At 53.7% G+C, this 12,848-nt stretch carries 12 protein-coding genes and 1 riboswitch; of the genes, 7 read left to right on the top strand and 5 right to left on the bottom strand.

Going from position 1 to position 12,848, the window contains the following annotated elements:
• The first annotated feature begins 21 nt into the window (after positions 1-21).
• Positions 22-696 carry a DUF1190 family protein gene (locus C5523_RS03885; protein WP_108700625.1) on the top strand — a complete coding sequence of 225 codons (675 nt, stop codon included), beginning with the start codon at positions 22-24 and terminating at the stop codon, positions 694-696.
• Positions 697-701: 5 nt separating this feature from the next.
• Positions 702-1,862: a glutathionylspermidine synthase family protein gene (locus tag C5523_RS03880; RefSeq protein WP_039078189.1), complete on the top strand. Its 1,161-nt coding sequence runs from the start codon at positions 702-704 to the stop codon at positions 1,860-1,862.
• 51 nt (positions 1,863-1,913) lie between these two features.
• Here the strand turns inward: C5523_RS03880 and ygiD are convergent, their stop codons facing one another.
• On the bottom strand, positions 1,914-2,702 hold the full coding sequence (gene ygiD, locus C5523_RS03875) for a 4,5-DOPA dioxygenase extradiol (RefSeq protein WP_108700624.1): 789 nt from the start codon (positions 2,700-2,702) through the stop codon (positions 1,914-1,916).
• A gap of 197 nt (positions 2,703-2,899) precedes the next feature.
• Here ygiD and zupT point away from each other — a divergent pair, with 197 nt between their 5' ends.
• Positions 2,900-3,679 carry a zinc transporter ZupT gene (gene zupT / locus C5523_RS03870; protein ID WP_108700623.1) on the top strand — a complete coding sequence of 260 codons (780 nt, stop codon included), beginning with the start codon at positions 2,900-2,902 and terminating at the stop codon, positions 3,677-3,679.
• A gap of 22 nt (positions 3,680-3,701) precedes the next feature.
• Here the strand turns inward: zupT and C5523_RS03865 are convergent, their stop codons facing one another.
• Together C5523_RS03865 and ribB are read right to left on the bottom strand one after the other, a co-directional pair.
• Positions 3,702-3,914: a hypothetical protein gene (locus C5523_RS03865; RefSeq protein WP_039078102.1), complete on the bottom strand. Its 213-nt coding sequence runs from the start codon at positions 3,912-3,914 to the stop codon at positions 3,702-3,704.
• A 202-nt stretch (positions 3,915-4,116) separates the two neighbouring features.
• Positions 4,117-4,770: a 3,4-dihydroxy-2-butanone-4-phosphate synthase gene (gene ribB, locus C5523_RS03860; RefSeq protein ID WP_108700622.1), complete on the bottom strand. Its 654-nt coding sequence runs from the start codon at positions 4,768-4,770 to the stop codon at positions 4,117-4,119.
• A gap of 95 nt (positions 4,771-4,865) precedes the next feature.
• Positions 4,866-5,135, bottom strand: a riboswitch (FMN riboswitch).
• A gap of 123 nt (positions 5,136-5,258) precedes the next feature.
• Between ribB and ubiK the strand changes: the two genes are divergently transcribed.
• The 4 genes from ubiK (at position 5,259) to C5523_RS27955 (ending at position 8,388) form a co-directional block, all read left to right on the top strand.
• Positions 5,259-5,564: a ubiquinone biosynthesis accessory factor UbiK gene (gene ubiK / locus C5523_RS03855; RefSeq protein WP_039078104.1), complete on the top strand. Its 306-nt coding sequence runs from the start codon at positions 5,259-5,261 to the stop codon at positions 5,562-5,564.
• A gap of 183 nt (positions 5,565-5,747) precedes the next feature.
• Positions 5,748-6,377, top strand: a complete 630-nt coding sequence (locus C5523_RS03850) for an OB-fold-containig protein (RefSeq protein ID WP_039078105.1) — start codon at positions 5,748-5,750, stop codon at positions 6,375-6,377.
• Between the two features lie 17 nt (positions 6,378-6,394).
• Positions 6,395-8,083, top strand: coding sequence for a flotillin family protein (locus C5523_RS03845; protein WP_108700621.1), 1,689 nt, complete (start codon positions 6,395-6,397; stop codon positions 8,081-8,083).
• A 245-nt stretch (positions 8,084-8,328) separates the two neighbouring features.
• Positions 8,329-8,388, top strand: coding sequence for a type I toxin-antitoxin system Ibs family toxin (locus C5523_RS27955; RefSeq protein WP_115464832.1), 60 nt, complete (start codon positions 8,329-8,331; stop codon positions 8,386-8,388).
• 124 nt (positions 8,389-8,512) lie between these two features.
• Here the strand turns inward: C5523_RS27955 and hldE are convergent, their stop codons facing one another.
• Together hldE and glnE are read right to left on the bottom strand one after the other, a co-directional pair.
• Entirely contained in the window at positions 8,513-9,946 is a 1,434-nt protein-coding gene (hldE, locus tag C5523_RS03835) for a bifunctional D-glycero-beta-D-manno-heptose-7-phosphate kinase/D-glycero-beta-D-manno-heptose 1-phosphate adenylyltransferase HldE (RefSeq protein ID WP_108700619.1), read from the bottom strand.
• A 46-nt stretch (positions 9,947-9,992) separates the two neighbouring features.
• Positions 9,993-12,845 (bottom strand): bifunctional [glutamate--ammonia ligase]-adenylyl-L-tyrosine phosphorylase/[glutamate--ammonia-ligase] adenylyltransferase, encoded by a 2,853-nt coding sequence (gene glnE / locus C5523_RS03830; RefSeq protein ID WP_369944444.1) that lies wholly within the window; start codon positions 12,843-12,845, stop codon positions 9,993-9,995.
• Positions 12,846-12,848: the final 3 nt, after the last annotated feature.

Below are 12,848 nucleotides of genomic sequence, written 5' to 3'. Positions count from 1 at the left end.
TGTGGGTCTCGGAAGACAAATATGAAACGGACAAAAAATATTAATCATGCGATGTTTCGCAAAAGCTGGGGCGCGCGTCACCTGACGCCCGTAGCGCTGGCCGTGACTGCCGTCTTTATGTTGGCAGGGTGCGAACAAAACGATGAAACAGTAAAAATGTATCAAAATGCCGATGACTGTGCTTCGGCGAACCCGGACAAAAGCGCCGAATGTAAAACCACCTATGACAATGCGCTGAAAGAAGCAGCGCGTACCGCGCCGAAATATGCATCGCGCGAGGATTGCGTCGCTGAGTTTGGCGAAGGTCAGTGTCAGCAAGCTCCTGCTCAGGCAGGTATGGCGACGGAAAACCAGGCGCAGGCACAACAGTCTGGTGGCAGTTTCTGGATGCCGCTGATGGCGGGTTACATGATGGGTCGCCTGATGGGCGGCGGCGCGGGTTATGCCCAGCAGCCGTTGTTCAGCTCCAAAAACCCGGCCAGCCCGGCCTATGGTCAATACACCGATGCCAGCGGCAAAAGCTATGGTGCAGCCCAGCCTGGCCGTAGCGCAACGGTTTCGAAAACCGCGATGGCACCAAAACCTGCAACGACCTCCACCATCACGCGTGGCGGTTTTGGTCAGTCCGTGTCCAAACAAGCCGCCTCTATGCAGCGTAGCGCCAGCGGCACCTCAACCCGTTCAATGGGCGGCTGATGACCATGGAAAGAATCAACATTGTCGAACGTCCCGACTGGCGCGAGAAAGCCACCGAGTATGGTTTCAACTTTCACACCATGTATGGCGAGCCATACTGGTGTGAAGATGCCTACTACAAACTGACGCTCGCCCAGGTGGAGAAACTGGAAGAGGTCACCGCCGAGCTCCATCAGATGTGTCTGCAGGTTGTGGATAAGGTTATCGCCAGTGATGAACTGCTGGCGAAATTCCGCATTCCAAAGCACACCTGGGGCTTTGTACGTCAGTCCTGGAAAACCGGGCAGCCGTCGCTTTATTCACGCCTTGACCTGGCGTGGGATGGTACCGGCGAACCGAAGCTGCTGGAAAATAATGCCGATACACCAACCTCATTGTATGAAGCGGCATTTTTTCAATGGATTTGGCTGGAAGATCAGATAACCGCCGGCAAGCTGCCGGAAGGCTGCGATCAATTCAACAGCCTGCAGGAAAAACTTATTGAGCGTTTTGCAGAGCTACGTGAACAGCATGGCTTTAACCTGCTGCATTTCGCTTGCTGTCGCGATACCGTTGAAGATCGAGGTACCGTGCAATATCTGCAAGACTGCGCCGCAGAAGCGGATGTGGCCAGCGAGTTTCTCTATATTGAAGATATTGGCCTGGGGGAAAAAGGGCAGTTTACCGATCTGCAGGATCAGGTGATCAGTAATCTGTTTAAGCTGTACCCCTGGGAGTATATGCTGCGCGAAGACTTCTCGACCAAGCTGGAAGATGCAGGCGTTCGCTGGCTGGAACCGGCATGGAAGAGCATTATTTCGAACAAAGCGCTCCTGCCAATGCTGTGGGAGATGTTCCCCAACCATCCGAACTTGTTACCCGCCTGGTTTGCTGAAGATGCTCACCCGGAAATGGAAAAATACGTCATTAAGCCTATCTTCTCTCGCGAAGGGGCAAATGTGTCCATTATCGAAAATGGCAAAACGATCGAAGAAGTCGAAGGCCCATACGGCGAAGAAGGGATGATCGTCCAGCAGTTCTGTCAGTTACCCAGGTTTGGCGACAGCTACACGCTGATTGGCAGTTGGCTTATCAACGATCAACCTGCGGGTATTGGTATTCGTGAAGACCGGGCGTTGATCACCCAGGATCTGTCACGTTTCTATCCGCATATTTTTGTTGAGTAACGTGCGACAAGGAGCCCTGGGTGCGCATACGCTTCCCGGGGCTACAAAGCCTTAGCCTACCTGCACCGACAGCATACTCAGGCTGCCCATTTCCAGACCGTCTACCGGAATCGAGATATTCTCCACCCCATCCCACGCCCCCAAAACATAGAGCAGCGGCAGGAAATGGTCCGGTGTAGGGTTAGAAAGCGAACCACCTTCATGCTCCATATAATTGACCAGCGGATGCTGTTCGGTTGGCCCTTTCCATGTCAGGTTATTCTTCACAAATTCGTTGAAAGCGGTCGCCCACGGATAAGGCGAGCTATCGCCATGCCAGCGTGCCGTACGCAGGTTATGCACCACGTTACCGCTCGCCACCAGCATTATGCCTTCATCGCGCAGTGCCGCCAGCTTACGCCCTACTTCCATATGCCATGCCGCTGGTTTGGTACTGTCGATACTCAATTGCACCATCGGGATATCGGCATTCGGATACATTTTGATCAACACGCCCCAGGAGCCGTGGTCAAAACCCCAGGCTTCTTTATCTAAAGTGACCGACACGGGCGACAGCAGTTCAACCAGATGCTGGGCCAGCGCAGGCGAGCCCGGTGCCGGGTAATGGGTGTCGTACAATGCCTGAGGAAATCCCCCAAAGTCATGGATTGTCTGCGGCGCTTCCATCGCGGTTACCCCGGTGCCACGCGTAAACCAGTGTGCTGAGACAACCACAATAGCTTTAGGACGCGGCAGTGTTTCGCCAAGCTGAGCCCAGGCGCGGGTATAAACGTTATCTTCCAGAACATTCATCGGGCTGCCGTGGCCCAAAAACAGTGCTGGCATGCGAGGTGCAGACATGATGATATCCTTACTGAGTGTGTCATATTTAATGAACACACATTACGCTTATTCATCGGGTGATGAACTCAGATAAGCATGATGAAGATATTCAGAATTTTTGAATGTAAGAATTGCGTAAAGGTGATGCGGCGGCCTCGCTTTGGAACCCATTAATATTTAACATTAATGAGAATCATTATCATAAGGAGTGATACATGTCAGCCCCACTGATTCTGACGTTACTTGCTGGCGCTGCTACCTTTATCGGCGCCTTTCTGGGGGTTCTTGGCCAGAAACCGTCAAACCGTGTACTGGCATTTTCGCTGGGATTTGCCGCCGGTATTATGCTGCTTATCTCCCTTATGGAGATGCTGCCAGCCGCACTGGCTACCGAAGGCATGTCACCCATGCTGGGCTATGGCATGTTCGTCATCGGCCTGTTGGGCTACTTTGCCCTTGACCGTATGCTCCCCCATGCACACCCGCAGGATTTAATGCAGGGTTCGTGCTCGCAGCACCCGGCCCCCCGCAAGATCCAACGTACGGCGATCTTATTGACGCTGGGCATCAGCCTGCATAACTTTCCGGAGGGGATCGCCACTTTTGTGACGGCCAGTAACGATCTTGAACTCGGTTTCGGTATTGCCCTGGCGGTAGCCTTGCACAATATTCCAGAAGGTCTTGCAGTTGCCGGACCGGTTTATGCGGCAACGGGTTCAAAACGAACGGCAATTTTTTGGGCGGGGATATCCGGCTTTGCCGAGATTCTCGGTGGGGTTCTAGCCTGGCTGATTCTGGGAAGCCTGGTCTCACCGATGGTGATGGCGGCGGTCATGGCAGCGGTTGCCGGCATTATGGTCGCGCTCTCTGTTGATGAACTGATGCCGCTGGCTAAAGAGATAGACCCCAACAACAACCCAAGCTATGGCGTGCTTTGCGGGATGTCAGTAATGGGCCTTAGCCTGGTTGCGCTGCAAACGATGGGATTTGGTTAATACAATCAGGCGTTGCTCGCGCCTATTGAGCAACGCCGCTTTCAGAAGCCGCTTCGGGTTTCGCCTGCCCTTGCTCATTTGCTTGCATGGACTGGATGATCTTTAACGCGCGCTGATAGCCTTCCTGTTGTGCATCACGATCCTGGCGAAATGCCCTGCAATTCCGGCGCAGGCACATGATATGCGCGAACATCACGAGCACAACGACAAAAAAACCGCACCAATAAATCAGCATACCCCTTCCTTATCACGCTCCACATGAGGTTGCGCGAGCCATTACGTCATGGGTACCACTTTATAAGTAGCAAGCCGTTGTCGCCATTAGCGAGATCAACAAAGCGGATAAATGAGGTATTTTCAGTAAGGTACTCACGGGGAAATAAAAAAATCCGAAGTCGGTGCCCGGCTTCGGATTTTTTTCATTGTGCGGCTATCACTTAGCTGGCTTTACGCTCATGCTCCAGACGATAAGCCACCAGATCTTCGATGGTGACAACAGCCATGTTGTGCTCGCGAGCGAACTGGATACACTCCGGCGCGCGCGCCATGGAGCCATCATCTTTCGTCAGTTCACACAGCACACCGGCCGGTTTGAACCCTGCCAGGGTCACCAGATCAATCGTCGCTTCGGTATGACCACCGCGCGTCAATACACCGCCCTGCTGCGCACGCAGCGGGAACACGTGGCCCGGACGATTCAGGTCAGAAGGTTTAGCGCCATCGGCAATGGCAGCACGCACGGTAGTAACACGATCGGCAGCCGAAACACCGGTAGTAACCCCCGTAGCCGCTTCGATGGTAACGGTAAAGCCGGTACCGTAAGCGCTGGTGTTGTTTTCAACCATCATCGGCAGATCAAGTTGTTTACGACGATCTTCGGTGATGCACAGGCAAACAATGCCGCTACCGTGACGGATGGTCAGCGCCATCTGCTCAACGGTCATGGTTTCAGCGGCAAAGATCATGTCGCCTTCATTCTCGCGATCTTCATCGTCGAGAACCATTACACCGCGACCTTCGCGCAGTGCAGTTATAGCATTTTCAATACGTTCGAATGGCGTGCCAAAAGAAGAAAGCAGCGTCTGATTCATGGTAAAAGACCTCAATAAAGTTATGGTTACCAGAATCAGGGCAGTCTTAGGAGTATAAAAAAATAACGCGAGCAGGCCTCCAGGCCCAACTGAATCGTTACTCTCTCCCATCCGGACTTTAACCGTCGGCCCCGGAATTACACCGGATCTGCTGACCTTTCGATTTGCATCGAAAGCGCTCGCGGGCTTTCAACTTGTCCTTCATCTTTCACGCCGCTGCTGCGTTGCTTCCTTCACTCATCCCAGTCACATAGTTGACTATGTTCCTGGAATTCGCTCAGTTGCCGCCTTGCCGCTACGCGAAATCTATTGGACATCGCTGATTTACCGCCGGTGGGGAATTTCGCCCCGCCCTGAGAATAAGCGGGATAACTATAACGCTATTGATTACCTTCGGCAACGCGTAACCTTCAAACAAATCTGGTTTATCGTTATGGCATATCACACTACAATAATTGTCAGAACCTATCCGAACAGGGAACATACAAATGATTGACCCGAAAAAAATTGAACAGATTGCGCGTCAGGTCCACGAATCGATGCCAAAAGGGATTCGCGAGTTCGGGGAAGATGTTGAGAAAAAAATCCGCCAGTCTCTGCAGGCGCAACTGACTCGCCTTGACCTCGTCAGCCGCGAGGAGTTTGACGTACAGACACAGGTACTGCTCCGTACACGCGAAAAACTAGCGCTGCTCGAGCAACGTCTGAACGAACTGGAAAATCGCAATGCGTCAGCAGAGGTGAAACCAGCTCCGGCAATTCCTCCGGTTGATTCGCCAGATACAGGCGTTTAAGCCAATTCTGACATCCCCCGCATAGCCAACCGCAAAGGGGTAATCGATAAGGTTTTCATCGATTACCCTACGATATTCCGGGAGTCCATCTGTCTTTTTGTTACTTCTCCATTTATGATAATATCACCTTCAATACTAACGAAAATATGCGTCTGATTTAAAAAAATAACCCAAGGAGAATATATGGATATTTTTCCTGAATACTACTCGCCCTACTTTTTCGCCCTCGCATTTGTGGCGCTTATAGGTATTGTGGAAATTGTCTCACTGTTCTTTGGGAATGTTATTTCTGGTGTTATTGATTCACATCTGGGTGATTATGACGGCGTCGCCTCAGGCCATTTGAACCAGTTTTTCCATTACCTTAATTTTGGTCGCGTTCCCGCACTGGTTGTCCTTTGCCTTATCGCCGGTTGCTTCGGCTTGTCTGGCATTTTTTTACAGCACATGAGCGTGACACTGCTGCAAACCCCGCTTCCCAATATAGTCCTGACCCCTTTCTGCCTTATATTTTCAGGTATTTGCACACACTATACCGGTAAACTTTTAGGGCGCTGGCTACCGGGAGATGAAACCAGTGCGATCACAGAAGATGATTTTATTGGCGCTATGGCCATTATCACGGGTCACAGTGCGGAGCCTCAACGCCCTTGCGAAGGAAAATTTAAAGATAAGTTTGGGCAGGTACATTATTTACTTCTGGAACCCGAAGAAGGAAAGACGTTTAAACGAGGCGATAAGGTCCTCATTATTTGTCGGTTGTCCGCCAGCCGTTATTTGGCGGAACTGAACCCCTGGCCGAATGAATTGTAAAAACAAAAGGAAGTATTATGGAAAATCTCTTGAATCTATTTCCCTCATGGATGAGTTATGCCCTGATAGCCGTTTTTATCTTATTGGTCATCGGGATTATTTTTGCCCGGTTATACCGTCGGGCCTCGGCTGAGCAGGCGTTTGTACGAACAGGTTTAGGTGGGCAGAAAGTGGTAATGAGTGGCGGCGCGATTGTGATGCCTATCTTCCACGAAATTATTCCGATTAACATGAACACCCTTAAACTTGAGGTGAGCCGTTCTACGGTTGACAGCCTGATCACTAAAGATCGTATGCGCGTTGATGTCGTTGTTGCCTTTTTCGTACGCGTAAAACCGTCGATTGAGGGGATTGCCACTGCCGCACAGACATTGGGGCAGCGTACATTGTCACCAGAAGATCTCCGCGTGCTGATTGAAGATAAATTCGTTGATGCCCTGCGTGCTACGGCCTCCCAGATGACCATGCATGAGTTACAGGACACTCGCGAGAACTTCGTTCAGGGTGTGCAAAACACCGTTGCGGAAGATCTGTCGAAGAACGGTCTGGAGCTGGAAAGCGTCTCGTTAACCAACTTCAACCAGACGGAAAAAGTGCATTTCAACCCGAACAACGCCTTTGATGCCGAAGGTCTCACCAAACTGACTCAGGAAACTGAGCGCCGTCGCCGTGAACGTAACGAAGTCGAGCAGGACGTTGAAGTCGCAGTCCGTGAGAAGAACCGCGATGCCCTGGCGCGTAAACTTGAGATTGAACAGCAAGAGGCATTTATGACGCTTGAGCAGGAGCAGCAGGTGAAAACCCGCACCGCCGAGCAGAATGCCAAAATCGCCGCCTTCGAAGCAGAGCGCCATCGTGAAGCCGAGCAAACACGTATCCTGGCGGAACGGCAAATTCAGGAAAGTGAAATCGAACGTGAACAGGCAGTACGTTCCAGAAAAGTTGAGGCTGAGCGTGAAGTTCGCATTAAAGAGATCGAGCAACAGCAGGTGACGGAGATTGCCAACCAGACGAAATCCATCGCCATCGCGGCGAAGTCAGAGCAACAGTCACAGGCGGAAGCAAAAGCCAACGACGCGCTGGCGGAAGCCGTTCGTGCCCAGCAAAACGTAGAAACCACGCGCCAGACCGCAGAAGCCGATCGTGCAAAACAGGTTGCGCTGATTGCCGCAGCTCAGGATGCGGAAACCAAAGCGGTTGAGCTGACGGTACGCGCCAAAGCCGAGAAAGAAGCGGCAGAATTGCAGGCTGCAGCCATCGTCGAACTGGCGGAAGCAACGCGGAAAAAAGGGCTGGCGGAAGCCGAAGCGCAGCGCGCGCTGAACGATGCGATCAACGTGCTTTCCAACGAACAAACCAGCCTCAAATTCAAACTGGCACTTCTGCAGTCTCTGCCTGCGGTTATCGAGAAATCCGTTGAGCCAATGAAGTCCATCGAAGGTATTAAGATCATTCAGGTAGATGGGCTGAACCGCGGCGGAGCAGCAGGCGAAGTGACCACAGGTACGGTTAACGGTGGCAATCTGGCGGAGCAGGCACTCTCTGCCGCCCTCGCCTACCGAACCCAGGCGCCGCTGATTGATTCGCTGCTTAATGAAATTGGGATTTCCGGCGGCTCGCTGGCAGCCATGGCAACACCGTTAAATTCATCGCCTGCGGTCGGGCCAAATGAAGAAATCGCGATCACAACGGTAAAAGAGGAATAGTTTCTTCCCACCTTATGTAACCCCATCCCTGGCCCATAAAGCCGGGGATTTTTTTATTCTGAACACGCCTTTTCAGTACGTAACGTTCGGAACGGAAGCCGTTTTGCGTGAACGATCCAGTAATAAAACATCCGAGGGGAAAAGCTCTTGTCCCTGTCGAGGCACTCACCAACAATCGCTGGGTCAGCAAGGGGCTGAAACGGGAAAGCCCCTCCCGAGGAAGGGGCTTTAATAAGGAAAGGGTTATGATGAAGCACATCATCATACTGATTGTTCTGTTAACGATAAGTTTCGCAGCTTACTAACAGCCAATCAGAGGGGGGAGAAATCCCCTCTCACCCTTGTTCCTTTAATTTAGGTCGAAAAAGCAGCACCGTCAACAGCGAGGAGAGCCTCATAACGAGATGTTCGATGCATCTCCCGCATTGCTTACTTCTCTCTGTCTTTCTGGATTTTCCTGATGATGTTGGTGGTCGAACAGCCATCTTCAAAGTTGAGCACCAGCACTTCACCGCCGTTGGCCCACACCTCTTCGCTCCCGGCGATCTCCTCCGGCTTGTAGTCACCCCCTTTCACCAGCTTATCCGGCAGAACGGAGGCAATCAGACGCTGCGGCGTATCTTCTTCAAACGGGACCACCCAGTCCACGGCTTCCAGCGCGCTGAGAACAATCATACGTTGCTCAAGCGGGTTAACCGGGCGCGAATCCCCTTTCAGCCGTTTAGTGGAAGCATCGCTGTTCACCGCAACGATCAGACGATCGCCGAGCTTACGGGCATTCGCCAGATATGACACATGGCCCGCGTGCAGGATGTCGAACACGCCGTTGGTCATGACCACTTTTTCGCCACGTTTGCGTGCTGCCGCCACGGCGTCGCGCAGTTCTTCTTCGGTCATCACACCAAAACCCGTCTCCGAACGCCCGCGCACCGCGTTTTCCAGCTCGACAGGCGAAACCGTTGAAGTCCCGAGTTTACCCACCACAACGCCAGCAGCAGCGTTCGCGAAGAAGCAGGCTTCTTCCAGCGAATTACCTGCGGCAAGCGTAGCAGCCAACACACCAATCACTGTGTCACCCGCACCGGTCACGTCATACACTTCCTGCGCCTGCGTCGGCAGATGCAGTGGTGCTTTGCCCGGCTGTAGCAGCGTCATTCCCTGTTCAGAACGGGTGACCAGCAGCGCAGTCAGGTCGAAATCGGCAATCAGCTTCATGCCACGTTCAACAATATCGTCTTCGTCTTTGCATTTGCCGACCACGGCTTCAAATTCGGAGAGATTCGGCGTCAACAGGGTGGCACCACGGTAGCGTTCAAAGTCGGTCCCTTTCGGGTCGATCAGTACAGGCACGCCTGCACCGCGCGCCAGCGTGATCATCTGCTGAATGCTCGTCAGCGCCCCTTTGGCGTAATCGGAGAGCACCAGCGCGCCGATGCTGCTCAGCGCCTGATTAATCCGTTCATGCAGCGGCTCAGGATCCACACCATCAAAGCCCTCTTCGAAATCGAGACGAATCAGTTGCTGATTGCGCGACAGTACGCGCAGCTTAGTGATGGTGGGGTGAGTTGGAACAGAAACGAAGTCGCATTTCACGTTGACGTCCGCCAGCGCTTTGCTCAGTGCACGCGCCGCATCGTCAATACCGGTCAACCCAACCAGACGCGCGCCCGCGCCCAGAGAAGCGATGTTCATTGCTACGTTCGCCGCACCACCCGGACGCTCTTCAATGGTTTCGACCTTCACCACTGGCACCGGCGCTTCCGGTGAAATACGGCTGGTTGGACCGTACCAGTAGCGATCCAGCATCACATCGCCTACGACCAGCACTCCCGCTTGATTAAACTCTGGCAGCGTTACTTTCATTCCTGTCTCCTGAGAGATACAAAATTTGCGCGCGATAATAGCACACTTACGCGTCCTCGCACGGCTCCACCAACCACTTGTTCCAGCAGGCTCGCACCATCGCGCGTTCAGCGACAAAACATGCCTCCGGAACATGCCCTGGCAGCTCCTGTAGCGCCAGGTGATGCAGCTCATCACGCAACGTTGTATAGGCGGTGGTAAGTGCCTGCGCTTCCTGCTCTTCCATAATGCCGTTTTGCGCCAGCCCTTCCAGAATGCGGACATTGTCCGACCAGCGCGTCAGTTTCGGTTTTGCATGGGCATAACGCAGCACCAGATACTGGGTGATAAATTCGATATCGGTAATTCCACCCTCATCGGCTTTAATATCAAAGCGATCCTTGTGCTTATTGCTCAAGTGGGCGCGCATTTTTTCGCGCATCTCGCGCACCTCGGTTTGTAACGTTGCACCATCACGCACGGTCATGGTGATATCGCGGCGGATGGCATCAAATTGCGCGTTTAATTGTGGATCGCCATAGACAACGCGGGCGCGAACCAGCGCCTGATGTTCCCACGTCCAGGCTTCGGTGCGCTGGTAGTCGGCAAAGGATTCGGTTGAGGTCACCAGCATTCCCGCCGCACCGGACGGTCGCAAGCGCGCGTCCACTTCATACAGGATCCCGGATGAGGTGCGCGTACTGAACAGGTGCATCACGCGCTGGGCAAGGCGCAGATAAAATTGGCGGCCATCGATTTCCCGCTCGCCGTCAGTCATCACGTCCACCGGACAGTCATGAAGGAAAATCAAATCCAGATCGGAACTATAGCCCAGCTCCCAACCGCCCAGTTTGCCGTAACCGACCACTGCAAACCCACGGCCTTCACGGTCGCGTAAGTGTTTCGGTTGCCCATAACGCGATACCATCAGGCTCCACGCCTGTTGTACCACGGCTTCAATGATGGCTTCGGCAAGCCATGTTAAGTGATCGCTCACTTTCATCACGGGGAGTGTGCCTGCCAGATCTGCTGCCGCCACACGCAACAATTGAGCCTGTTTAAACTGGCGTAACGCCTCCAGTTGCTGCTCTTCATCGTCATCCGGCACTCGCAGCAGATACTGACGTAGCTCATCCCGGTAGGCATTCATCGCCGTGGGCTGATAAAGGGTATTCGGATCAAGCAACTCATCCAGCAATAACGGATAACGCGCCAGCTTACTGGCCACCATCGGCGAGGCGGCACATAGTGAAATCAGATGCTTACGCGCACCGGGAAATTCGCTGAGCAGCTCAAGATACGTCGTACGCGTGACAATTCCCGTTAACAACGGCGTCACGCGAGACAGCGGTACAGGGGCATCCTCACGGGAGCAGACATCACTCAACAGATGCGGCATCAGGTGGTCGAGCACCTGGCGGCCGCGTGGGCCAATGGTGCGCTTATCCAGCTCTTTGCGAAAATCAGCAATCATCGCGACCACGCGGCAGCGATCATCGTCAGAAAGGTGCGCCAGCACAGGCGTGCTGTCATCTTCCTGAAACGCATCCTGCCACAACTCACTCCATTGCCCGCAGAGCGCATCCCCCTGCTCTTCGGCTTCGTCATCGCCAATCAGGGTGTTGAATACCCCTCGTACGGCAGACATCTGCTTTTCAAGCTCAGCGGTCAGGGTTTCCCAGTCAGCGACCCGCATCCCCCAGGCCAGACGCGCGCGATTGAGTTCATCTGTCGGCAGCGTCTGCGTTTGTTCGTCGTTAATGCTTTGCAGCAGGTTTTCCAGACGGCGCAGATACAAATAGGCCTGGCGTAACGCCGGTGCATCGCCAGGCGGCAGCAAACCCAGCTTATCGATAGCGTCCAGCGTCGGTAACAGTGAACGGGACTGCAACGACGGCTCGCGCCCACCGCGTATCAACTGGAACACCTGAACGATAAACTCAATCTCACGGATGCCGCCCGCGCCCAGCTTAATGTTATCTTTCAGACCACGGCGGCGCACTTCGCGGGCAATCATCCCTTTCATGTTACGCAGAGACTGAATAACGCTGAAATCGATATAGCGACGGAAGACGAACGGCCGCAGCATGGCCCGTAATTCGCCAGCGTAAACATCGTCCTTATCGCCCATAATGCGGGCTTTCACCATCGCATAACGTTCCCAGTCGCGCCCCTGCTCCTGATAATAATCTTCCAGCGCGGCAAAACTCAGCACCAGCGGACCGCTGTCGCCAAACGGGCGCAGCCGCATATCCACGCGATAGACAAAGCCATCCTGCGTCGGCTGGTCGAGCACTTTGATCAGGCGCTGCCCCAAGCGAGTAAAAAACTGGGCGTTATCAAGTTCGCGTCGCCCACCGCGCGTTGAACCGTTTTCCGGCCAGGCAAAAATCAGATCGATATCGGACGAAAAGTTAAGCTCCCCGCCACCCAGCTTGCCCATGCCAAGGATCAGCAACGGCTGCGGTTCCCCCTGCTGATTGCACGGCGTTCCCCACTCGCGACAGCAGGCATCGTAAAGCCAGTCGCGTGCAGCGACGATCAGGGTCTCCGCCAGTACGCTCAACTGCTGCAACGTCTCCTCTTCTGCCACCAGCGCCAGCGACTGCGCCCAGGCAATGCGCACCATCATATGGCGACGGAACAGGCGCAGCGCACGCATTAATGATGCCTCATCTCCCACACCTTCCAGCGATTCGCGAAGGGTTTGCGCATACTGCTTCCACTCGTCCGCCTGTGGCGGTGCGCTTTCCAGCTCAGTCAGCCAGTCAGGATGCGCGGCAAGGCTATCCTGCACAAAATCACTGAAAGTAAGCACTAACTGCGCTTGTTCACTAAGCGGTGTTTCACTGAATGACTCAGGCAAGCGGGCCAGTACAGTTTGCCAGTGCTGCTGTAGCTGTGGAGAGTGCGGCATCATCGG

Source organism: Phytobacter sp. SCO41 (genome assembly GCF_003073275.1).
GTDB classification, from domain to species: domain Bacteria; phylum Pseudomonadota; class Gammaproteobacteria; order Enterobacterales; family Enterobacteriaceae; genus Phytobacter; species Phytobacter diazotrophicus.
Note: the sequence above shows the minus strand (reverse complement) of the source record. Positions and strands in the feature narration are given on the sequence as shown.

Excerpts from the sequence above, each read along its gene's own strand:
- C5523_RS03885 (WP_108700625.1), top strand. The coding sequence starts at position 22 with ATGAAACGGACAAAAAATATTAATCATGCGATGTTTCGCAAAAGCTGG.
- C5523_RS03880 (WP_039078189.1), top strand. The coding sequence starts at position 702 with ATGGAAAGAATCAACATTGTCGAACGTCCCGACTGGCGCGAGAAAGCC.
- ygiD (WP_108700624.1), bottom strand. The coding sequence starts at position 2,702 with ATGTCTGCACCTCGCATGCCAGCACTGTTTTTGGGCCACGGCAGCCCG.
- zupT (WP_108700623.1), top strand. The coding sequence starts at position 2,900 with ATGTCAGCCCCACTGATTCTGACGTTACTTGCTGGCGCTGCTACCTTT.
- C5523_RS03865 (WP_039078102.1), bottom strand. The coding sequence starts at position 3,914 with ATGCTGATTTATTGGTGCGGTTTTTTTGTCGTTGTGCTCGTGATGTTC.
- ribB (WP_108700622.1), bottom strand. The coding sequence starts at position 4,770 with ATGAATCAGACGCTGCTTTCTTCTTTTGGCACGCCATTCGAACGTATT.
- ubiK (WP_039078104.1), top strand. The coding sequence starts at position 5,259 with ATGATTGACCCGAAAAAAATTGAACAGATTGCGCGTCAGGTCCACGAA.
- C5523_RS03850 (WP_039078105.1), top strand. The coding sequence starts at position 5,748 with ATGGATATTTTTCCTGAATACTACTCGCCCTACTTTTTCGCCCTCGCA.
- C5523_RS03845 (WP_108700621.1), top strand. The coding sequence starts at position 6,395 with ATGGAAAATCTCTTGAATCTATTTCCCTCATGGATGAGTTATGCCCTG.
- hldE (WP_108700619.1), bottom strand. The coding sequence starts at position 9,946 with ATGAAAGTAACGCTGCCAGAGTTTAATCAAGCGGGAGTGCTGGTCGTA.
- glnE (WP_369944444.1), bottom strand. The coding sequence starts at position 12,845 with ATGATGCCGCACTCTCCACAGCTACAGCAGCACTGGCAAACTGTACTG.